The sequence below is a fragment of the Citrobacter sp. MGH103 genome (assembly GCF_001034475.2).
Classification (GTDB): domain Bacteria; phylum Pseudomonadota; class Gammaproteobacteria; order Enterobacterales; family Enterobacteriaceae; genus Citrobacter; species Citrobacter freundii.
In genome coordinates, this window is the sequence record NZ_CP073043.1 from 1,778,209 (window position 1) to 1,800,411 (window position 22,203).

Annotated in this window: 20 protein-coding genes, 1 pseudogene and 1 riboswitch; of the genes and pseudogenes, 13 read left to right on the forward strand and 8 right to left on the reverse strand. The window is 50.0% G+C overall.

Annotated elements, in window-relative coordinates; genetic code table 11:
* Positions 1-41 precede the first annotated feature (41 nt).
* Positions 42-773 (reverse strand): HTH-type transcriptional regulator MlrA, encoded by a 732-nt coding sequence (gene mlrA, locus SK33_RS08380; RefSeq protein WP_003027351.1) that lies wholly within the window; start codon positions 771-773, stop codon positions 42-44.
* 225 nt (positions 774-998) lie between these two features.
* Between mlrA and SK33_RS08385 the strand changes: the two genes are divergently transcribed.
* The 3 genes from SK33_RS08385 to SK33_RS08395 are packed head-to-tail and all read left to right on the forward strand — an operon-like array spanning position 999 to position 3,917.
* Positions 999-2,684, forward strand: a complete 1,686-nt coding sequence (locus SK33_RS08385) for a sensor histidine kinase (protein WP_003027348.1) — start codon at positions 999-1,001, stop codon at positions 2,682-2,684.
* The gene (btsR, locus tag SK33_RS08390) at positions 2,681-3,400 is read left to right on the forward strand and encodes a two-component system response regulator BtsR (RefSeq protein WP_003027347.1); all 720 of its coding nucleotides are present in this window, start codon (positions 2,681-2,683) and stop codon (positions 3,398-3,400) included. Before SK33_RS08385 ends, btsR begins: the two co-directional genes overlap by 4 nt.
* Positions 3,401-3,446: 46 nt before the next feature.
* The gene (locus SK33_RS08395; protein WP_003027346.1) at positions 3,447-3,917 is read left to right on the forward strand and encodes a DUF1456 family protein; all 471 of its coding nucleotides are present in this window, start codon (positions 3,447-3,449) and stop codon (positions 3,915-3,917) included.
* Between the two features lie 42 nt (positions 3,918-3,959).
* On the opposite strand, the gene SK33_RS08400 is transcribed toward SK33_RS08395, so the two are convergent.
* Both SK33_RS08400 and metG read right to left on the reverse strand, forming a co-directional pair.
* Entirely contained in the window at positions 3,960-4,418 is a 459-nt protein-coding gene (locus SK33_RS08400; protein WP_048218227.1) for a YehR family lipoprotein, read from the reverse strand.
* A 161-nt stretch (positions 4,419-4,579) separates the two neighbouring features.
* Entirely contained in the window at positions 4,580-6,613 is a 2,034-nt protein-coding gene (gene metG / locus SK33_RS08405; protein ID WP_003027344.1) for a methionine--tRNA ligase, read from the reverse strand.
* A gap of 164 nt (positions 6,614-6,777) precedes the next feature.
* Here metG and apbC point away from each other — a divergent pair, with 164 nt between their 5' ends.
* The 6 genes and pseudogenes from apbC to SK33_RS08435 all read left to right on the forward strand — a co-directional run bounded on the left by apbC (position 6,778) and on the right by SK33_RS08435 (position 13,520).
* Positions 6,778-7,887, forward strand: a complete 1,110-nt coding sequence (apbC, locus tag SK33_RS08410) for an iron-sulfur cluster carrier protein ApbC (protein WP_003027343.1) — start codon at positions 6,778-6,780, stop codon at positions 7,885-7,887.
* A 264-nt stretch (positions 7,888-8,151) separates the two neighbouring features.
* Positions 8,152-8,433 (forward strand): DUF2574 family protein, encoded by a 282-nt coding sequence (locus tag SK33_RS08415; RefSeq protein WP_032949634.1) that lies wholly within the window; start codon positions 8,152-8,154, stop codon positions 8,431-8,433.
* A gap of 277 nt (positions 8,434-8,710) precedes the next feature.
* A complete protein-coding gene (yehD, locus tag SK33_RS08420; RefSeq protein WP_048218225.1) occupies positions 8,711-9,241 on the forward strand; it encodes a fimbrial protein YehD in 531 nt (176 codons plus the stop codon).
* 63 nt (positions 9,242-9,304) lie between these two features.
* Positions 9,305-9,985 (forward strand): fimbrial assembly chaperone, encoded by a 681-nt coding sequence (locus tag SK33_RS08425; RefSeq protein ID WP_032949632.1) that lies wholly within the window; start codon positions 9,305-9,307, stop codon positions 9,983-9,985.
* A gap of 14 nt (positions 9,986-9,999) precedes the next feature.
* Positions 10,000-12,486: pseudogene (locus tag SK33_RS08430) on the forward strand (fimbrial biogenesis outer membrane usher protein).
* A gap of 11 nt (positions 12,487-12,497) precedes the next feature.
* The gene (locus SK33_RS08435; protein WP_032949630.1) at positions 12,498-13,520 is read left to right on the forward strand and encodes a fimbrial protein; all 1,023 of its coding nucleotides are present in this window, start codon (positions 12,498-12,500) and stop codon (positions 13,518-13,520) included.
* A gap of 55 nt (positions 13,521-13,575) precedes the next feature.
* Here SK33_RS08435 and SK33_RS08440 read toward each other — a convergent pair whose 3' ends face one another.
* On the reverse strand, positions 13,576-13,908 hold the full coding sequence (locus tag SK33_RS08440; RefSeq protein ID WP_016150637.1) for an RcnB family protein: 333 nt from the start codon (positions 13,906-13,908) through the stop codon (positions 13,576-13,578).
* A 234-nt stretch (positions 13,909-14,142) separates the two neighbouring features.
* Positions 14,143-14,239: riboswitch (TPP riboswitch) on the forward strand.
* Positions 14,240-14,270: 31 nt separating this feature from the next.
* On the opposite strand from SK33_RS08440, the gene thiM reads away from it, so the two are divergent.
* Genes thiM through SK33_RS08455 form a run of 3 tightly spaced genes read left to right on the forward strand, consistent with a single transcriptional unit; the run spans position 14,271 to position 16,645 of the window.
* Positions 14,271-15,047 (forward strand): hydroxyethylthiazole kinase, encoded by a 777-nt coding sequence (thiM, locus tag SK33_RS08445; protein ID WP_048218224.1) that lies wholly within the window; start codon positions 14,271-14,273, stop codon positions 15,045-15,047.
* Positions 15,048-15,055: 8 nt separating this feature from the next.
* A complete protein-coding gene (thiD, locus tag SK33_RS08450) occupies positions 15,056-15,856 on the forward strand; it encodes a bifunctional hydroxymethylpyrimidine kinase/phosphomethylpyrimidine kinase (protein WP_003844369.1) in 801 nt (266 codons plus the stop codon).
* 42 nt (positions 15,857-15,898) lie between these two features.
* Positions 15,899-16,645, forward strand: a complete 747-nt coding sequence (locus SK33_RS08455) for a GntR family transcriptional regulator (protein WP_003027325.1) — start codon at positions 15,899-15,901, stop codon at positions 16,643-16,645.
* Here the strand turns inward: SK33_RS08455 and SK33_RS08460 are convergent.
* Genes SK33_RS08460 through SK33_RS08470 form a run of 3 tightly spaced genes read right to left on the reverse strand, consistent with a single transcriptional unit; the run spans position 16,619 to position 19,868 of the window.
* Positions 16,619-17,584 (reverse strand): PfkB family carbohydrate kinase, encoded by a 966-nt coding sequence (locus SK33_RS08460; RefSeq protein WP_032949628.1) that lies wholly within the window; start codon positions 17,582-17,584, stop codon positions 16,619-16,621. The two genes, SK33_RS08455 and SK33_RS08460, sit on opposite strands and share 27 nt — an antisense overlap.
* Positions 17,581-18,585, reverse strand: a complete 1,005-nt coding sequence (locus tag SK33_RS08465; RefSeq protein ID WP_032949627.1) for an ADP-ribosylglycohydrolase family protein — start codon at positions 18,583-18,585, stop codon at positions 17,581-17,583. Before SK33_RS08465 ends, SK33_RS08460 begins: the two co-directional genes overlap by 4 nt.
* Positions 18,582-19,868, reverse strand: a complete 1,287-nt coding sequence (locus SK33_RS08470) for a nucleoside permease (RefSeq protein WP_048218222.1) — start codon at positions 19,866-19,868, stop codon at positions 18,582-18,584. Before SK33_RS08470 ends, SK33_RS08465 begins: the two co-directional genes overlap by 4 nt.
* Positions 19,869-20,120: 252 nt before the next feature.
* On the opposite strand from SK33_RS08470, the gene fbaB reads away from it, so the two are divergent.
* Positions 20,121-21,173, forward strand: a complete 1,053-nt coding sequence (fbaB, locus tag SK33_RS08475) for a class I fructose-bisphosphate aldolase (RefSeq protein WP_003027312.1) — start codon at positions 20,121-20,123, stop codon at positions 21,171-21,173.
* Between the two features lie 22 nt (positions 21,174-21,195).
* Here fbaB and yegS read toward each other — a convergent pair whose 3' ends face one another.
* Positions 21,196-22,095, reverse strand: coding sequence for a lipid kinase YegS (yegS, locus tag SK33_RS08480; RefSeq protein WP_048218219.1), 900 nt, complete (start codon positions 22,093-22,095; stop codon positions 21,196-21,198).
* Positions 22,096-22,203: the final 108 nt, after the last annotated feature.

The following is a 22,203-nucleotide window of genomic DNA, read 5'->3' on the forward strand; positions in this document are numbered from 1 at the left end:
TTATGTGAATTCAAGGATTGTACACGTTTGTTAATAGAATATTAAATACCGAGTGGATAAATATCGTGACCCAACGCGCGCCATTCATTCAGCTGCTGTTGCTGAGCGGGCGTTTGGTTCTCGCCGCACCAGACAAGCAAGGTGCGACCTTCAAACAGCTCCGGTCGCAGTTGGTTCAGCGAATGGGCAAGGACGTCAATGCGCCACCCCTGCTGGCTGGCGACCCAACCTTCCAGCCATAAGCGGGTCGTATCCTGAATGTTCCAGCCAACCACCAGAGCATCTTTGCCCTGTTTCTTGCGTGCTGAGGCAAGACAAATCGCGATGTAGTTGATCAGTACGCCGTCGAGGATCCCCAGTAACGCCTGGAGGATCGGCTGCTGACATTGCAGACGTCGGCGTAACGGAATGAATAAATGGGTGTTGAGCGTTTGTGCGGGATAATCCTGACCACGCTCTTTGATCCACAGTCTGAGGCTATGCAGATTATTACTTTGCAAATAGCTCAACAGCGTCTCTTGTTGTTCACGCCAACCGTTATGCACATCAATGCTCTCATTGCTGAGCAACATTTTAACCTTGCTGACCTGGACACCGTTGTTGATCCAGCGTTTTATCTCACGGATCCGATCGATATCCGCGTCGTTAAACAGGCGATGTCCGCCGTCTGTCCGTTGCGGTTTCAGTAATCCGTAACGCCTCTGCCACGCACGTAAAGTGACAGGGTTGATATCACAAAGCAAAGCCACTTCACCTATTGTGTAAAGCGCCATCGTCGTCTCACTTATGCTTGCGAGGTCCCAGTTTTACTTTAGACGCTCTTTTGCGAACCAGGTAGTTTTGTCTGTTTTTTGATCAATAAATGGGTGAGTTTGTAGTCATGCTCGCGCTTTCGAGTGATCGTTCTCACAAATTCCTTTTTTTTTGCAACACTTCAAAGAAAGTTACGCGCAGCCCATGTATGTTACGCGCTTTTAAGAGATGTGTGGTTGGCGGGTATGTACGAGTTTAATCTGGTGTTGCTGCTGCTTCAGCAGATGTGCGTGTTTCTCGTTATCGCGTGGCTCATGAGCAAAACGCGTTTGTTTATTCCGCTGATGCAGGTGACTATCCGGCTGCCGCACAAACTGCTTTGCTACGTTACCTTTTCCATTTTCTGCATTTTGGGTACCTATTTCGGGCTGCACATTGATGACTCCATTGCGAATACTCGCGCTATTGGTGCGGTAATGGGCGGGCTGCTTGGCGGCCCTGTGGTTGGCGGCTTAGTCGGTCTGACCGGTGGTTTACATCGTTATTCAATGGGCGGCATGACGGCGCTTAGCTGCATGATCTCGACCATTGTGGAAGGGTTGCTCGGCGGACTGGTGCACAGCGTGCTCACCCGTCGTGGTCGTACCGATAAAGTATTCAGCCCGCTGACGGCGGGCGCCATTACCTTTGTTGCTGAACTGGTGCAGATGTTGATCATCTTATTGATCGCCAGGCCGTTTGATGATGCCTATCGACTGGTCAGCAATATTGCCGCGCCTATGATGGTGACCAATACTGTCGGCGCCGCCTTATTTATGCGTATTTTGCTCGATAAACGGGCGATGTTTGAAAAATATACCTCCGCTTTTTCCGCAACCGCGCTCAAAGTTGCCGCTTCAACGGAAGGTATTTTGCGCCAGGGGTTCAACGAGGTTAACAGCATGAAGGTTGCTCAGGTGCTGTATGAAGAGCTGGATATCGGTGCGGTGGCGATTACCGATCGTGAGAAACTGCTGGCATTTACCGGTATTGGTGACGACCATCATCTGCCGGGCAAACCTATCTCTTCCTCGTACACCCAACGGGCGATTGAAACCGGAGAGGTGGTTTATGCCGACGGCAATGAAGTCCCTTATCGCTGCTCTTTGCATCCGCAATGTAAATTAGGTTCGACGCTGGTGATCCCCTTGCGGGGTGAAAACCAGCGGGTGATGGGGACCATCAAACTGTATGAAGCCAAAAACCGCCTCTTTAGCTCAATCAACCGCACGCTGGGGGAAGGGATCGCCCAACTGCTTTCGGCGCAGATCCTGGCCGGGCAGTATGAGCGGCAAAAAGCGATGCTCACGCAGTCGGAAATAAAACTCCTGCACGCCCAGGTCAATCCCCATTTTCTGTTTAATGCGCTCAACACCATCAAAGCTGTGATCCGACGTGATAGCGAGCAGGCCAGCCAACTGGTGCAGTATCTGTCGACGTTCTTTCGTAAAAATTTAAAACGCCCGTCGGAAATTGTGACGCTGGCCGATGAAATTGAACACGTTAATGCTTATCTGCAAATTGAAAAGGCACGGTTCCAATCGCGTCTTCAGGTGACTTTGACGGTGCCAGAAGAACTTTCGCATCAGCAATTACCCGCCTTTACTCTGCAACCCATCGTGGAGAATGCCATCAAACACGGTACTTCTCAGCTGCTGGATACCGGTGAGGTATCGATTACCGCCCGTCGAGAAGGGCAATATCTGATGCTGGATATCGAAGACAATGCCGGGCTGTATCAGCCAACATCAGAAGCCAGTGGACTGGGTATGAATCTGGTCGATAAACGACTGCGCGAGCGGTTTGGCGATGATTTTGGCATCAGCGTAGCGTGTGAACCTGACCGCTTTACCCGAATCACTTTACGACTTCCTCTGGAGGAACTGGCATGATCAAAGTGCTAATTGTCGATGACGAACCGTTAGCCCGGGAAAATCTGCGGATCCTGTTGCAGGAGCAAAGCGACATCGAGATTGTCGGCGAATGTTCGAATGCGGTGGAAGCCATTGGCGCGGTACATAAATTGCGTCCGGATGTTCTGTTCCTTGATATTCAGATGCCGCGAATCAGCGGCCTGGAAATGGTTGGCATGCTTGATCCCGAGCATCGTCCGTACATTGTTTTTCTGACCGCCTTTGATGAGTATGCGGTGAAAGCCTTTGAAGAACATGCGTTTGATTATCTGCTCAAGCCGATCGAAGAAGCTCGGCTGGAAAAAACGCTGATCCGTTTGCGTCAGGAGCGCACGAAGCAGGATGTATCACTGCTGCCAGAAAATCAGCAGGTGCTAAAGTTTATTCCGTGCAGCGGCCACAGCCGAATTTATTTGCTGCAAATGGATGACGTGGCGTTTATCAGCAGCCGTATGAGTGGCGTATATGTGACCAGCAGTGATGGTAAAGAAGGCTTCACTGAGCTGACGCTCAGGACGCTGGAGAGCCGTACTCCTCTGCTGCGTTGTCATAGACAATATCTGGTAAATATGGCGCAATTGCAGGAGATCCGTCTGGAAGACAACGGCCAGGCGGAACTGATTTTGCGTAACGGGCTGACCGTTCCGGTGAGTCGTCGTTATCTTAAAAGTCTAAAAGAGGCGATTGGACTGTAAAACTGATACACTGCGCGCCATTGCATCACCGACTGTTGAAGGCTCTATGCTAAGTAACGATATTCTTCGTAGCCTGCGCTACACCCTGAAAGCGAACAATAACGACATGGTGCGTATTCTTGCGCTTGCTGACATGGAATCCATCTCCGCAAATTTCGATACCTGGACGACAAAAGAAGATGAAGACGGGTTTGTTCGCTGCCCGGATATCATTCTCTCCGGTTTTTTAAACGGTCTGATTTATCATCTGCGTGGTAAAGATGATTCTGCACCGGAACTGGCGCTTGAGCGTCGTGTTAACAACAATACGGTGCTGAAAAAACTGCGTATCGCTTTTTCACTGAAAACCGATGATATTCTGGCAATTATGACCGAGCAGAAATTCCGTGTGTCGATGCCGGAAATTACCGCCATGATGCGCGCACCGGATCATAAGAATTATCGCGAATGCGGCGATCAGTTCCTGCGTTATTTTCTGCGTGGTTTAACGTCGCGAGAGCATAAAAAGAAAGCGTAAAGCAGCGCTGGCGACCACGATCAAAATCGGGTCGCCGATGCTTTACTTCACTTCTTTAAAACCCGCCGATTCCATTACCGTTTGCATTTGCTTCATGCTGATGTTTTTATCGGCGTTTTCAGATAGTTTCATCCCTGAAATGGCCTGCAACGCTTTTATATCAACTTTTTCCATATCGATAGTGACATTTTCTTGCGCGTAAGTATCTGAATAGATGAGTTTTTCTTCTATGCCTGTAATGTTTTGATATTTGGCGCTTAATGCGTCGAATACTTTTGCTGCTTCTTCTTTATTGCTGGCACCGACTGACGCATAGCTGATTTTACTTTCAGAGATTTGCTTCAGGACCTTATCACCTTTATAGGTGTAAGAGACAGTGATATCCGAACCGTTGAGGTTGGCATTAAATGTTTTTGTCTCTACTTTATCACCGCATCCTGCCAGGGAAAAAACAACAACTGATGCAGCTGCCAGAGAAACTAATTTTTGCAACGCTTTCATGTAAAACTCCATTTTATGAATATCGAACACCAGTGAGAGATAGAATAAGGCGAATTGCCGCGGCTGAGCAGTCCGGAAATGGAGCAGGGGAGAATTTCAGATTAGGGGAAGAACTGATGCAATAAAAAAGCGCTGCGGTTGCAGCGCTTGAGATACTTGACTTACTTCACCTGTTGGCCCGGTTTTGCACCTTCATCCGGGCTTAACAGGAAGATATCTTTCCCGCCAGGACCTGCGGCCATTACCATCCCTTCAGAAATGCCGAAGCGCATCTTACGAGGAGCCAGGTTAGCAACCATAATGGTCTGGCGGCCAATCAGGGTTTGTGGATCCGGATACGCAGAACGAATACCAGAGAAGACGTTTCGTTTCTCACCACCGAGATCCAGCGTCAGACGCAGCAGTTTGTCGGAACCTTCCACGAATTCGGCGTTTTCAATCAGCGCTACGCGCAGGTCAACTTTGGCGAAATCGTCAAAGGTGATGGTTTCCTGAATCGGGTCATCCGCCAGCGGACCGGTTACTGGTGCGGCAGCGGCTTTCACTTCTTCTTTCGACGCTTCCACCAGCGCTTCAACTTGTTTCATGTCGATGCGATTGTACAGCGCTTTAAAGGTGTTGACCTTGTGACCGAGCAGTGGCTGCTCAATGGCATCCCAGCTCAGTTCGCAGTTAAGGAACGCTTCCACACGTTCAGCAAGCGTTGGCAGAACCGGCTTCAGGTAAGTCATCAGCACACGGAACAGGTTAATGCCCATGGAGCAAATTGCCTGCAGGTCGGCATCGCGGCCTTCCTGTTTAGCCACAACCCACGGTGCTTGTTCGTCAACGTAGCGGTTTGCCACGTCGGCCAACGCCATGATTTCACGAATAGCTTTACCAAATTCACGGCTTTCCCATGCTTCGCCGATCGCTGCTGCGGCGTCGGTGAAGGTTTTATACAGCGCCGGGTCGGCCAGCTCAGTCGCCAGAATGCCGTCAAAACGCTTAGCAATAAAGCCTGCATTACGGGATGCCAGGTTGACTACTTTATTGACGATATCGGCATTAACGCGCTGAACAAAGTCCTCCAGGTTCAGGTCGATGTCATCAATACGTGAAGATAGTTTCGCCGTGTAGTAATAGCGCAGACTGTCGGCATCGAAGTGCTTCAGCCAGGTGCTTGCCTTAATGAAGGTGCCACGAGATTTAGACATCTTCGCGCCGTTCACCGTCACATAACCGTGGACGAACAGGTTGGTTGGCTTACGGAAGTTACTGCCTTCCAGCATGGCAGGCCAGAACAGGCTGTGGAAGTAAACGATATCCTTACCGATGAAGTGATACAGCTCGGCGTCGGAATCTTTCTTCCAGTATTCATCAAAGCTGGTGGTGTCACCGCGCTTATCGCACAGGTTTTTGAATGAACCCATATAGCCAATTGGCGCGTCCAGCCAGACGTAGAAGTACTTGCCAGGCGCATTCGGGATTTCAAAACCGAAGTACGGGGAATCGCGGGAAATATCCCACTGTTGCAGGCCGGATTCGAACCATTCCTGCATTTTGTTGGCGACCTGCTCCTGTAACGCGCCGCTGCGCGTCCACGCCTGCAGCATTTCGCTGAATGACGGCAGGTCAAAGAAGAAGTGTTCGGAGTCACGCATCACCGGCGTCGCGCCAGACACAACGGATTTCGGCTCGATAAGTTCGGTTGGGCTGTAGGTTGCGCCGCAGACTTCACAGTTATCGCCGTACTGATCCGGAGACTTACATTTCGGGCAGGTGCCTTTAACGAAACGGTCCGGCAGGAACATGCCTTTTTCCGGATCGTAAAGCTGGGAGATTGTACGGTTCTTAATAAAACCGTTTTCCTTCAGGCGCGTGTAAATCAGCTCAGACAGCTCACGGTTCTCTTCGCTGTGCGTCGAGTGGTAGTTGTCATAGCTGATGTCAAAACCTGCAAAATCAGTCTGATGCTCCTGACTCATTTCACCGATCATCTGCTCTGGCGTGATCCCAAGCTGCTGTGCTTTCAGCATGATTGGCGTACCGTGTGCGTCGTCCGCGCAGATGAAGTTAACCTGGTGGCCGCGCATTCGCTGGTAACGGACCCAGACATCAGCCTGGATGTGCTCCAGCATATGGCCGAGGTGGATTGAGCCGTTGGCGTACGGCAGCGCGCACGTTACCAGAATTTTCTTCGCGACTTGAGTCATAGTGGGCAATTACTTCTTTTGTAGTGAAAAGGGCTTTGATAGTACCAAAATGGTAATTACTGCGCCAAGCGATAAGGGCATTTATCCGTAAATGAATAATTGTTGCGGTTGGAGTAAACTACCTGGTGACTATTGTATATTCAGAACAACAAAAAGGAGTCGGGATGAACGCACAATCCCAGGCCAAATCACCAGAGACCCTGCGCGCCATGGTTGCCGGGACGCTGGCGAATTTTCAGCATTCAACCCTGAAGCATAATCTGACGACGCTTAAAGCGTTGCACCACGTCGCCTGGATGGATGACACGTTGCACGTTGAGCTGGTCATGCCGTTCGTCTGGCATAGCGCGTTTGAGGACTTAAAAGAGCAATGTAGCGCCGATCTGCTGCGTATTACCGGCGCGAAAGCGATCGACTGGAAACTGTCGCATAACATCGCGACGCTGAAACGCGTGAAAAATCAGCCAGGTATTAATGGTGTGAAAAACATCATCGCCGTCAGTTCAGGTAAAGGTGGCGTGGGTAAATCTTCTACCGCCGTGAACCTGGCGCTGGCACTGGCTGCAGAAGGGGCGAAAGTGGGGATTCTGGACGCCGATATTTATGGTCCGTCTATCCCGACAATGCTTGGCGCGGAAAACCAGCGTCCAACCTCGCCAGATGGTACCCACATGGCGCCGATCATGTCTCATGGTCTGGCAACGAACTCCATTGGTTATCTGGTCACTGACGATAACGCGATGGTGTGGCGCGGCCCGATGGCCAGTAAAGCGCTGTTGCAGATGTTGCAGGAAACCTTATGGCCGGATCTTGATTATCTGGTACTGGATATGCCGCCGGGCACTGGTGACATCCAGTTGACGCTGGCGCAGAACATTCCGGTAACGGGCGCGGTTGTTGTCACTACGCCGCAGGACATCGCGCTGATCGATGCGAAAAAAGGCATTGTGATGTTCGAAAAAGTCGAAGTGCCGGTATTGGGTATTGTTGAGAATATGAGTATGCATATTTGCAGCAATTGCGGTCACCATGAGCCAATCTTTGGCACCGGCGGCGCGCAGAAACTGGCCGAGCAGTACCACACCCAACTGCTGGGACAAATGCCGCTGCATATTTCTCTGCGTGAAGACCTCGATCGCGGTACGCCGACGGTTATCAGCCGTCCAGACAGCGAATTTACCGCCATTTACCGCGACCTTGCAGGGCGTGTGGCGGCACAGCTGTATTGGCAGGGAGAAGTTATTCCGGGCGAGATTGCTTTCCGCGCGGTGTAATTTATAGCGTTACAGATATTCACCGCATTAATGTATTATTGATGCGGTGAATATATTAAATTTAAAAATATTACGATATTGTTCATTCTGCGTTTATAATTCATGCCTTTTTCCGAATGAATCACCTCAATGCATCATTGCAATTGATCAAATCTATCTCATTAATCTACAATTTCAATTGGATTGAACAGCGCGTTTTGCCCATATTACGCTGACAGGCCATCTGCATGTTATTTGATGTTAACGACAGAGGTGACGATAAAAATGAAAATTAGCTCGCTGATGGGAACTATCATTTTGACTTATGGAATAAGTGCATCTGCGTTTGCTTCCGATACCGCGACCTTAACAATCAGTGGACGAGTAACCGAACCAACCTGTAGTACCGATGTTGTGAATAACAACGTGCAACAGCGGTGTGGCAAGACACTTCATTTTTCAACTGTTAACGATGTTGCTTCTTCACCTGCGCGCGGGGTGGTGACGGAAGTGGTTACTGTCCCTGGCGATACCACGCGACAGATCGTACTCAATCGCTACGATTAAAAAGAACGCCTTTATTAACCACATATCATTTTAATGAATGATATGTGGTTTTCTATGCATTGAATAAATTCTTCCTGGCAGTTAATTACATAGATTTATTAATTCTGAAAATAATACAAATCCTGATTTATTTGTTGCATGTATATTGCGATTTGTAACTTGTTTTAAATCAATAAAACAACGCGTTTACATTGCGGCAACGTTTCAGCTGTGAGAATTTCTTTTCAAGAGATAACTGCTCTTAACAAATCGAAATTAATTCATTAGGGAAGATATTATGAAACGTTCAATTATTTCTGCTGCTGTTTTGTCTGTTGTATTTATGAGCGCTGGGACTTTTGCTGCTGATACCGATCAGGGTGAATTAATTATTACGGGTAAGGTGGTTGGAACTACCTGTAAATTTACTGGTGATTCCACCGCGACTATTGGTATGAACCAAATTGGTGCTGACAGATTAAATGCTTTGAGTGCTGGTGGTGTTTATGATGGTTACACAAATAAAACTACTGTACCACTGACAGTAGAGTGTACGGGGACTGAAGCACCGAAAATAACTTTCTCCAGTTCTCAATTCGACAGCACGAATAAATACATTACACGAAATACCGTCTCGAATAACGGTGCTGGTTTTGCAGTCTATTATGGTAATGAACAGGTTAATCCTGAGTCTGGTATTCAGTTAACCAAAACAGCCGACAATAAATATGTTCTGGACTTTAGTGCGCGTTATGCGAAAGTTGGAACTGGTATTGTCGAGAGTGGTGATGTTGCCTCTTCGCTTACGATGACCGTAGTAACTGATTAAGATTACTATCCTGTTTGTCGGCGGCTGCGGCCGCCGATTATTTCTGTAGTAAGGATAATTATAATGAAAAAGATATTAGCATTATTTTTGGCTGGCACAGTATTGCCTGCGTGGGGTGGCATTTATATTTACGGTACGCGTATCATTTATCCGGCGCAGAAAAAAGAGATTACCGTGCAGTTAATGAATGAAGGCAATCGCAGTGCACTCGTCCAGTCGTGGATTGATGATGGTGACACCGACCTGCCGCCGGAGAAAATTCAGGTACCGTTTGTGATGACACCGCCGGTGGCAAAGGTGAGCGGTGGTTCTGGCCAACAGCTGAAAATTAAGCTGTTGCCAAATACGTTGCCGAAAGATCGCGAAAGTTTATTCTTCCTTAACGTGCTGGATATCCCACCGAACTCTGCAGATTCCGAAGGTAAGAACATCATTAAATTTGCGATGCAAAACCGTATTAAATTTATTTATCGCCCACAGGGAATTGCCGGTGTTGATAAAAATAGCTTTACCCAGCTGAACATCAGAAATAGTGGTGGCGGTATTACAATCAAGAATAATTCGGCTAACTGGATAACTATCCCTGAGCTTAGCGGTAAAGCGAAACTTAATAAAGAAACTATGCTGTTGGCACCGTGGTCAGAAAAAATGCTGAGCACTTCTGCTATTGTGAATTATTACAATGTTACGCTCATTGATGATCACGGCAATTATTTGAGTGAAAAAATCAAAACTGAAAAATAGCTCAAGGACTGGCTATGTCAAAGATTAATTCGATTACACTGGCCATTTTGTCGGTGCTGGCGACTTCATCATCTGTATGGGCTGAAGAAGAAACGTTTGACACCCACTTTATGATTGGTGGTTTAAATGGTGAAAAAATATCACGCTATCTAATTGATGGTGATAAGCCCATGCCAGGCATGTACGAGATGGACATTTATCTGAATAATCAGTGGCGTGGTCATTATGATATTAATATTAAAACCGATCCCGATGAAACATGTTTATCCTGGGCGCAATTACAGCAGATAGGCATTCGTACCGACGGTATTAAAGCGGATAAAAGCGTGGATTGTGTTCCGCTACGATCAGCAGTACAGGGCGGCAACATAGGGTATGATATTGGGCAGTTTGCATTAAATCTGAGCGTGCCTCAGGCATTTGTGAACGAATATGAACCGGGTTATATGCCTCCCGAAACTTGGGACCGTGGAATTAACGCATTTTATATGGCTTATTATGCCAGCCAGTATTACAGTGATTATAAACACGGCGGTAATGATAAAAGTAGCTATGTTAATCTGAACAGCGGGTTGAATGTGCTGGGTTGGCAGCTGCATTCGAATGCCAACTATACCAAAGGCAACGAAGGTAGCGGCGAGTGGAAAAGTAATACGTTATATGTGGAACGTGGTATTCCGTCTATTCTCGGTACATTGCGCGTCGGGGACATGTATACCGGGGCGGATATTTTTGACGCGGTACGCTTTCGCGGGGTGCGTATCTGGCGTGATATGCAAATGTTACCGAACTCAAAACAGAATTTTACCCCAGTAGTACGTGGTATTGCCCAGAGTAACGCGCTGGTAACCATCGAACAAAATGGTTTTGTGATTTATCAAAAAGAGGTCTCTCCAGGCCCATTTGCCATTGATGATTTGCAGCTTGCAGGTGGTGGTGCAGATCTGGATGTGAGTGTTAAAGAGGCAGATGGTTCGATAAGACATTACCTGGTACCTTATTCATCGGTACCGAATATGTTGCAGGCAGGTGTGGCGAAATATGATTTGGCTGCCGGACGTAGCGATATTGCAGGTGCGAGTAATCAGTCTGATTTTATGCAGGGTAGTTATTTTTATGGCTTGAACAATCTGCTTACAGTTTATGGCGGCTCAATGTTATCGGATAACTATTATTCATTTGTGCTTGGCACAGGATGGAATACGCCAATTGGTGCGGTTTCGGTAGACGCCACACGATCGCACAGTGAGCAGGATAACGGCGTTTTTGACGGACAGAGTTATCAGGTAGCATGGAATAAATATGTCGTACAGACCGGAACTCAGTTTGCGCTGGCGGCCTTTCGCTACTCTTCGCGGGATTATCGTACCTTTAACGATCACGTTTGGGCGAATAACAAAAATAGCTACAACCGTGATGAAAATGATGTTTATGACATTGCTGATTATTATCAGAATGATTTTGGCCGTAAGAATAGTTTTTCCCTGAACATCAATCAGGCATTGCCTGGCGACTTGGGATTTCTGGCCGTAAGCGGTTTGTGGCGTGATTACTGGCAACGCAGCGGAACGGGTAAAGATTATCAAATAAGTTATTCGAACTCCTGGCAACGTATCAGCTATACCTTTGCCGTTAGCCAAACGTACGATGAGGATAATCACGAGGATAAGCGTTTTAACCTGTATATCTCCATCCCATTCTCGTGGGGGGACGGGATATCTACCCCTCGCCGCGATCTGTTTGTCTCTAACTCAACGACATTCGATGATGACGGTTATCAGTCGAATAACACCAGCTTAAGCGGGGTGGCGGGTAATCGCGATTAGTTCAGCTACGGCGCCAACCTCAGTCACCAACGGCAGGGGAATGAAACAACTGCGGGCGGTAATATGGCCTGGCGCGCGCAGATAGCGACCATAGGCGGCAGCTACAGCCAGTCGAATAAGTATCAACAGGCCAGCGGTAATATTCAGGGCGGTGTTGTGGTGTGGTCTGACGGCGTGGCGCTGACGTCACGGCTTTCCGATACTTTCGCCATTGTTAAAGCGCCGGGTTTACAGGGGGCGGCGGTGCAGGGACACCGTTACTTAACAACGGACAGTAAAGGTTACGCTATGTATGACAGCCTGACGCCGTATCGTGAAAATATGCTGATGCTGGATTTGTCCGATAGTAAAAGCGACGTGGCGCTGCTGGGTAATCGTAAAGCTACTGTTCCTTATCGCGGCGCGGTCGTGATGACGGAGTTTGAAACCGATCAGCGTAAGCTATGGTATTTCCTCGCCAAACGACCAGACGGCTCTCCGTTATCGTTCGGCTATGAGGTTGAAGATAGCGCAGGTAATAACGTCGGTCTGATCGGCCAGGGCAGTCGGTTATTTATTCGCACCAACGATATTCCCGCATCGGTACGCGTCGTGGTTAATAAAAATCAGGGACAATTCTGCACGATTACCTTCGATAAGGTGATTGATGAGAATAAAGTCTATATTTGCCGATAAGGGATTCGGTTATGAAAAAATATTGGGTTTTAATTTTATGTTTGCTTCCTTTCTTGGTGCAGGCTAAATGTACATTAGGTTCGAATACATCAGCACAACAAACGATAGAGCTGGACATGACGACAGTAATGGTGGGTTCTCCTGTTCGTCTTGTAATAAACACAAACCTAAACGATACTTTTTCATGTAATGAAAATACAGATTTTATGGATTATACGACGCCATTTCAAAACTATGTCATAGAATTGAAGGAACCCGGTGCGAATAAATCTATTTTTCTAAAGTTTAACATGCTCGAAAACACTGAATTTCCTGTTGCGACGGGTAATGGGGGAGGGGTAATTGCCTCAAAATCATATACAACACAAGAGGCGTTTAACTCAAAACCATTTATTCTTGAAGTTTCATATATAACACCTGGCAGTGCTGATTTAGCGATATCTAGTGGTAATACGATAAATTTGGGGCGTCCGGCAATCAATATTTTAGCTGATAATTCATGTCGGAAGAGTCTTGGGGCGTGGCTATGGTGTTGGTTGACAGGTAAACTGAGTGGTAAAAACACTTACGCACAAAATATTACATTTACCGTCAAGCACAAACCAACAACCTGTCGTTTCTCCCAGTCGACATACGAAATTAAGATGCCGAATACGACGCTAAAAGAAATGTTAAGCGCAAACAATACTAAATCTGGTTCCACAGAACTGGAACTGAAATGCGAAAGCATCAATAACGTCACAACCAATCCAGTGAGTTTTAAAGTGGTACGCGGCGACTGGGATAGTAGTGGAACGATACTGAAAAATACCGTAATGAATGGCGCAAAGGGAGTGGGTTTCCAGATTTTTAACGGCAGTGCGACATCGCCGTTGAAATTGGGGGATACGCTGATGAACAAAATAGCTAAACTGACTGAAATAAAAAGTAGTTACACTTTTCCCATCACTGCGAAATATGTTCGCGTAACAGGAGAATCACTACAGCCTGGTGACGTACAAAGCAAAGTGACCTTTGCGGTATCTTACGACTAATTGATTGGTGGTTATCTCACGTACTTTCTTGCTGAAAGTACGTGTTTTTATTCGATTAGCGGTGATAAAAAATCTCGCCATCGTAGGCTTTAATGATCTTAGCATCGGCATCATTGACCAGCACATACGCGCCGCCCATGTAGGTCCAGTGGGTGCCTGCCGTCGGCGCGGGCAGATTGCGTAGATTCCACTGTTTAATGGTGTATTCTTCGGTGAGATACAGTGGTGGAACCTTGTCACCGGGTTTGAAATGGGTGAAGTCAGCAATAAAGCTGCTCAGTTCATACTTATCGATACCGGTGGGTGCAGCTGTTGCGGTTGGCGCGGCCCAGACGACGCTGCTTGCAAGCAGAAGTGCACCCAGCAACATTTTATTCTTCATACCCATCCTCTCTACCTCTTCGGGTCATCAAAATCAGTCATGTATCATTCCTGGCATACCGGATGTCTGACAAGCACTATTTTGTGATCACTCCAGTCATTTCGTAAAAAGTGTAAATGAAAGTACAGAATTGCAGCAACCTTGACCAGTAGTTTCACTGTGAGGGCGGGTAGTACGCCAATTTACATCGCTAAGCACAGGCAGTATCCTGTTACTGAAACCAGCATATTACGTTTGTGTTTCAACGACTCGGGGTGCCCTTCCTGGTGAAGGCTGAGAAATACCCGTACCACCTGATCTGGATAATGCCAGCGTAGGGAAGTCTGACACTGCCCGTGTCCCTTCTTCGCGCGGGCAGGAGCTGAACCATGCAGCCTGACCTGCACAGCCGCGCGCTCGCGGCTCACACTTTGCACCAATTTAGAACCCTATCCCCGCTCACACACTGTATGACCAATGAGGTCGTGCAAAGCTTTACTGCCAATACATTACTGGCGCTGGGCGCATCGCCGGCGATGGTGATCGAACCTGAAGAAGCCAGCCAATTCGCCGCTATTGCCAGTGCATTGCTGGTTAATGTCGGCACCTTAACTCAGGAGCGGGCCATGGCGATGCGCGCCGCCGTTGAGCGGGCTTATCATGCTAAAACCCCGTGGACGCTCGATCCCGTTGCCGTAGGCGCGCTTGAGTTTCGCCGCCGCTTTTGTCTGGATTTATTGTCGCTACAGCCTGCTGCTATTCGTGGCAACGCTTCGGAAATACTTGCTCTGGCCGGCATGAACGGTGGGGGACGCGGCGTGGATACAACCGATACAGCTGTCGCTGCGCTTCCGGCAGCGCAGGCGCTGGCTCGTCAGATTGGGACCATTGTCGTGGTTACCGGCGAAGTGGATTACGTCACCGATGATCAGCGTACCGTTTGCGTGGACGGCGGCGACTCGTTAATGACTCGCGTGGTGGGCACCGGATGCGCGCTATCAGCGGTTGTTGCAGCCAGTTGTGCCTTGCGTGGTGACCGACTTGATAACGTCGCTTCCGCCTGTAGCTGGATGAAACAGGCCGGGCAAATCGCCACCGAGCAATCAAACGGACCGGGCAGCTTTGTCCCGGCATTTCTCGACGCCCTTTATAACCTGAACGCCTAGGAGTAAGCATGAAACGGATTAACGCATTAACGATCGCCGGAACCGATCCAAGCGGTGGCGCGGGTATTCAGGCCGATTTAAAAACCTTCTCGGCGCTGGGCGCATACGGCTGTTCCGTTATTACGGCGTTGGTGGCGCAAAATACGCGCGGGGTGCAGTCGGTGTATCGTATTGAACCTGACTTTGTCGCTGCGCAGCTGGACTCTGTGTTGAGTGATGTGCGTATCGACACCACAAAAATTGGTATGTTGGCGGAGACGGATATTGTTGAAGCGGTCGCCGAACGTTTGCGTCGTCATCGGGTACAAAATGTGGTGCTGGACACGGTGATGTTGGCGAAAAGCGGCGATCCGTTGCTGTCACCCTCGGCGGTAGAAACGCTGCGTACCCGTTTGCTGCCACAGGTTTCGATTATCACCCCTAATTTACCCGAAGCAGCTGCACTGCTCGGGGCATCGCATGCGCAGACTGAGCAGGAGATGTTAGAGCAGGGAAGAGCGCTACGGGCGCTGGGTTGCGAGGCGGTGTTGATGAAGGGCGGTCATCTGGATGACGCGCAAAGCCCCGACTGGCTCTTTACTCGCGACGGCGAGCAGCGTTTTACCGCGCCGAGGGTGATGACCAAAAATACCCATGGCACCGGTTGTACGCTATCGGCGGCGTTGGCAGCCCTGCGTCCGCGCCATAACAACTGGGCCGATACCGTACAGGAAGCCAAACTGTGGCTTTCAGCGGCGCTGGCACAGGCAGACACGCTGGAAGTTGGCGAGGGAATTGGTCCGGTGCATCATTTTCACGCGTGGTGGTAATGGGTATACTGGCTGCAGAAACGGCGGCCAGGGAAAAGATAAATGGAACAAGCGCATACCCAGCTTATCGCACAACTGAATGAACGTATTTCAGCGGCGGATAACACGCCGCTGTATATGAAATTTGCGCAGACGGTGAAGAATGCTGTGCGCAGTGGTATCCTGGAACACGGCAATATCCTGCCCGGCGAGCGCGACCTCAGCCAGTTGACCGGCGTTTCTCGGATTACGGTACGCAAGGCGATGCAGGCCCTGGAAGAAGAAGGTGTAGTAACACGTGCCCGCGGTTACGGAACGCAAATCAACAATATCTTCGAGTATTCGCTCAAAGAAGCGCGCGGTTTTTCTCAGCAGGTGGTGTTGCGTGGTAAAAAACCGGATACGTTGTGGGTTAACAAAAGAATTGTACCTTGCCCGGAAGAGGTGGCACAGCAGTTGGCTGTTGTCACAGGAAGTGATGTCTTTCTGCTCAAACGCATTCGTTACGTTGACGAAGACGCAGTATCTATTGAAGAGTCTTGGGTACCCGCACATCTAATTCATGACGTGGATGCCATTGGTGTTTCTCTGTATGACTATTTTCGTAGCCAGCATATTTTCCCACAGCGCACGCGCTCACGCGTTAGCGCCAGAATGCCGGATGCAGAGTTCCAGGCGCACATTCAAATGGATAGTAAAGTGCCGGTACTGGTGATCAAGCAGGTAGCGCTTGACCAGCAGCAACGGCCTATTGAATACAGCATCAGTTACTGTCGTAGCGATCTATACGTTTTTGTGTGCGAGGAGTAGCGCCTCGCGTGATGGGGCGCAATCGCCGCCACGATGCCCAACTACCCAGGACGCCACCGCGTTACCTAACAGCACTGAGTCGGCCAGCGTCCAGCCAGACGCTAGTCCGGCCAGCATGCCGCCGGCGTGGCTGTCTCCTGCGCCGATAGTATCAATGACCGCCGTTGCAAATGCCGGTACGCAGCCGGATGTCTGTGCGCTGAAATACCATGCGCCGTCTTTATCGTGACGAACGACCACCGGTGCGGCGAAACGCTGCACCCATTCTGCGCCAAAACCTTCCACATCCAGACTCAATGCAAATCGCTCGGCAGCAATTTCCGCCTCCTGACGATTAAGTGACACCAGCGGACGGCGGGCCATAATTCGTACCAGTAAGGGCTCAGGAATGTCGCCGATGCGCGGGCCAAAATCGATAAACGGTGTCACCTCTTCCAGTCCTTCCAGCCACTGCACCAGCAATTCACCGCACGGGGACGCTAGCTGATAACCCGAGAGATACACCAGGCTATGACGTGGGATATCCAGCTGTGCCAGCCAGGCGGCATTCCACTGATTCTCAACGCCGCTAAAGGACATAAAGGTACGTTCGCCATCCGGTTCCACCAGCGCCAGGCACCAGCCGTTATCGCCTTCAGCGTTGTCGATCAGGCTGTGCAGCCCCTCTTTTGCCATCCGATTGCGGATAATGTCGGCCCACACCCCCTGACCCAGCGGTAACGCATTACTGGCGTCGATACCTAAACGCTTGAGCGCTACGGCAATATTGAGCGCGCAGCCCCCAACGTTCACGCCTTGCTGTTTGAGTTCGATGTCACAGCCTCGCCAGGGAAGGGCATACGCATCGGCAATGACATCAATCACCGCTGCACCCACAACCGTTACTGGCCGCTGTGTACGTAACTGCGAGAGAAGTTGTTGCAGATGCGTATTGCTCATAGCGCCTCCCGCTGCTCACGCAGTCGCATTAACCCACTGGCGTAGCGGGTAAAGTCCAGCTGATTAACCGCATCCAACTCCTGCTTCAATGCCGGGTCAATCGCGCCGACGCCGTGCAGCGCGCCACAAATGGCGGTAGCCATCGCTCCGATGGTATCGGTATCGCCGCCGAGGTTCGCGCACAGAATGGCGCAGCGGTTGGGATCGGTCTGCGCCAGTTCGACCATCGCGATGGCGCAAGGCACGGACTCAATCGTACTGGTTCCGGCTCCCACCACCTGATACAGCTGTTCGCTGGCAGACTCAATGCCGTCGGCATTACGGACGATTTTCAGCGCCATCTCAAGGCGTGCAGAGAGAGAGGCGCTAAAGGTAGTGATCCGCTTTTGCTGCGCATGCAGGGCAATGGCAGGCAGCGCATCAACAATCTCTGACCATGTTCCTCCGTCGATGGCGCGCGATACCGCCCACGCGACGACAACGGCTCCCGCGATAGCCAGATCCGATTTATGCGTCGGGCTGGAGGCCAATGCCACATCATCGATAAAGGCATCAAGATTGCGGGCGGGTAGCAGGCATCCCAGTGGCGAAACGCGCATTGCCGCACCGTTGGTCACGCCATTATTCTCCAGTTCGGCGACAGGTTTGCCGTCGCGAATGGCTTTGAGCGCAATTTTTGAGGTCGGGCCGAGCACGTTTTTATTAAAGGCATCAAATTGCTCGGCCCAGGCCAGAATATTGCGACCAATTACGTCTGGTACAATTTCGCCGTCGCATTCAAGCAGGGCATCTGCCAGACACAGCGCCATGGACGTGTCATCAGTGAACTCCGCCTGGTTAAAATAGCAGGCGGCATTATTTTCCGCAGGGCCGGGTAAAAAACGGTCGATCCAACCGAAATGGGCTTTAACCCGGGTTCTTGGCCACAGTTCCGACGGCATGCCCATCGCATCCCCTAACGCCTGCCCATAAAGAGCACCGAGAATACGTTCTGCTTTCATTTTACTTCCCCTTGTTTCAACGCTACATCGCGATCGTCCACCTTAATGGCGGTGATTTCTTTGTCAGATTCGCGAAAGAAAATCATAAACATCACGGCAATGACGGCAATCATGACCGCGCCAAATCCCCACATGCCAGCCCAGTTAAAGGTGAGACCATTAACCGGTTCCTGGTAAGCAAACATTTTTTCCATCATCACGCCGCCCAGACGGTAACCGAGCAGGCTGCCGAATCCCTGACAGCAGAGGGTGATAAGCCCTTGCGCTGCGGTGCGCATGTGAACCGGCGCTTTTTTATCGACATAGATGTAGGCCGTGACGTAATAGAAGTCGTAACTGACGCCGTGCAGCAGAATGCCGAGAAACAGCAGGGCGTAAGTGAAATATTCTTCCGCACCGCCGTAAACGAAAAATCCGTAGCGGATCGCCGCAGTAATAAGACCAAGTAACAATACCTTTTTAATGCCAAAGCGTTTGGTGAAAAATGGTAGCGCCAGCATAAAGAAGATTTCAGAGAACTGGCCCAGCGTCATCCAGCCGGTGGCGTTTTTCATTCCGACCTCTGTCAGGTAGCCGTTGGCGAAGATGTAATAGAACGCCAGTGGCATCGCAAACAGGAAAGAGCAAAAGAAAAAGACGAGGAAGTTCTTATCGCGCAGCAGGATCAGCGCATCCAGACCCAGCATGACTTTGAAATCCATTTTACCGGTACTTTTTGGTGGCGTATCCGGTAAGAAGAACGCAAAGACGCCCAACAGTACAGAGCTTCCGGCAGTGATCAGCAGGGGAATATTGGTGGGTGAAATGTCGCTATAGCCAAGCATTTGCGGTAAGAAACCACAGGCCAAACCAGAGGCAATCCAGCCGATGGTTCCCATCACTCGGATGCGCGGGAAATCACGCTCAACGTCCGGTACGTTGGCAAAAGCAATACTGTTAGTCAGCGCAATCGTCGGCATATAGGTCAACGAATAGGCCAGTAACAGCGGGAAGAATCCGCTGAAGGTGGTTTGCTGGGCGGCGAAGTACATCAGAATAGCGCCGACGAACATCAACACCGCCAGCACTTTTTGCGCGGAGAAAAAGCGGTCAGTGATTGAACCGACCAGAATGGGCGACAGGATCGCGGCGATCGCGGCGATCGCGGTACAAGCGTAGGACCAGCCGATCTCCCCGGCGCTAAAGCCGCTTTTACTCAGCCACAGCCACAGCGGTACAAACCAGGCGCCCCAGATAAACCACTCTACAAACATCATGAACGACAGCTTAACTGTAGTTTTCATCTTTAAATCCTTCATGACAGGTAAGGTACGCATTGATAGTACCATCTGATAATACCTTTAAAATACCTTTGTGGTCTAAATTTGACCGCCTTAACATTATTTCTTCCTGAATCGAGCCAGCAGAAGTTGCTGAAAAGTGCGCTAAAGATGGAAAAAAAACGCAGTCGGTACCAGGCTTAATGCTGCCCGCAACAAAGCGGGTCAGGACAATCCACATTCCGGTTTCAAATCGGAAATTACGGGAGCATAGCTATGACTGATATTGCGCAGTTGCTTGGCAAAGACGCCGACAACCTTTTACAGCATCGTTGTATGACCATTCCTTCTGATCAACTTTACCTGCCTGGACATGATTACGTCGACCGTGTGATGGTGGATAACAATCGGCCGCCTGCCGTGCTGCGTAACATGCAGACGCTGTATAACACGGGGCGACTGGCCGGGACAGGGTATCTGTCGATTCTACCGGTGGACCAGGGGGTAGAGCACTCCGCTGGCGCATCGTTTGCGGCTAACCCGCTGTACTTTGATCCGAAGAATATTGTGGAGCTGGCTATCGAAGCAGGGTGCAACTGCGTGGCATCGACCTATGGCGTGCTGGCTTCTGTCTCCCGCCGCTACGCGCACCGCATTCCGTTCCTCGTTAAAATTAACCACAACGAAACGCTCAGCTATCCGAATACGTTCGACCAGACGCTGTATGCCAGCGTAGAGCAGGCGTTCAATATGGGTGCGGTTGCGGTAGGGGCAACAATCTATTTCGGTTCTGAGGAATCCCGCCGCCAGATTGAGGAGATTTCGGCCGCGTTTGAGCGCGCCCATGAGCTGGGTATGGTCACCGTGCTGTGGGCGTATCTGCGTAACTCCGCGTTTAAAAAAGATGGCGTGGATTACCATGTTTCTGCCGATCTTACCGGACAGGCTAACCATCTGGCGGCCACTATCGGGGCGGATATCGTTAAGCAGAAAATGGCGGAAAATAACGGTGGGTATAAAGCGGTTAATTTTGGCTACACCGACGATCGCGTCTACACCAAGTTGACCAGCGAGAATCCAATTGACCTGGTACGTTATCAACTGGCGAACTGTTATATGGGGCGCGCCGGGTTAATTAACTCCGGCGGCGCGGCTGGCGGCGAAACCGATCTCAGTGATGCGGTACGTACGGCGGTGATTAACAAACGAGCAGGCGGCATGGGGCTGATTCTTGGACGCAAAGCATTCAAGAAAACCATGGCCGACGGCGTTAAGCTGATTAACGCCGTGCAGGATGTTTATCTGGACAGCAAAGTTACCATCGCCTGATTACAGCCGGGGTGTCGTTGTGTTAGCGCAACAGTGGACAACCCGGCGGCAGTCTGCAACGTAACGCCTCAGGCAGGATTTCAATATGAAACTCCTGTCCGTTGAGCGGTTCGCCGTCAAGATTAAAGGTAATTTCGTGTGGGGCGCGGATATCAAACCACGATGATGCGCCCTCGATGATGTTAGGGTTGTCTTCGGATTGCGTTAACGCCGAAAGCAGCCCTGGCAACAGTTCTTCGCCGGTAAAAATGCGCAGTTGCAACAGACCATCGTTGATCAGCGCCGTTGGGCAAAGCTGTTGCCCGCCACCAGCCTGACGACCATTACCGATACCAATCACCAGCGCCTTACCCTGCCAGTGAAAATCTTCCCCACGAATATCGCAGACGTCGGGTTTGAGCGTATCCATGCGCATTAATCCGTGGATAAAGTATGATACGCCACCCAACGCAGCTTTGAGTTTTTCCGGCGTCTCGGTAGTGATGCGTGTGCCGAAGCCGCCGGTCGCCATGTTGATAAAACAGGTTTTATCATTGACCTGCACCATATCGATCGCTGTCGCATTTGCGGCGATAGCCAGCTTTAACGCCTTATCAAGGTCGTCGGGTATCCCCATGCTGGTGGCAAAATCATTTGCCGTTCCCAACGGTAAAATACCCAGCGCCGGAATATTGTCGCCCTGCGACTGGATCAGCGCCGTCGAAACTTCGTTGATGGTGCCGTCGCCGCCGCCGGCAATCACCGTTTCAACGCCTAGCTGACGAGCTTCATCAACGTAGCGTTGGGCATCGCCTTTTTCCCAGGTCACGCGAACATGGATTTCCACGCCTTCATCGCGAAGCTTCGCAATGGCATCACGCAGGGGGAGATTATCAGCACTTTTTCCATTGAGGATCAGTAAACTGGCAGGGAACGCTATCATCCGTTTGCCTCACTTTTTTTCGTTTTAACAAGTGTATGCCAGGAAAGTGTTTATGGCGTAAGAACTGACTGAAAGCGCAGGCGAAGAGATAAAAAAAGCCGCAGAGCG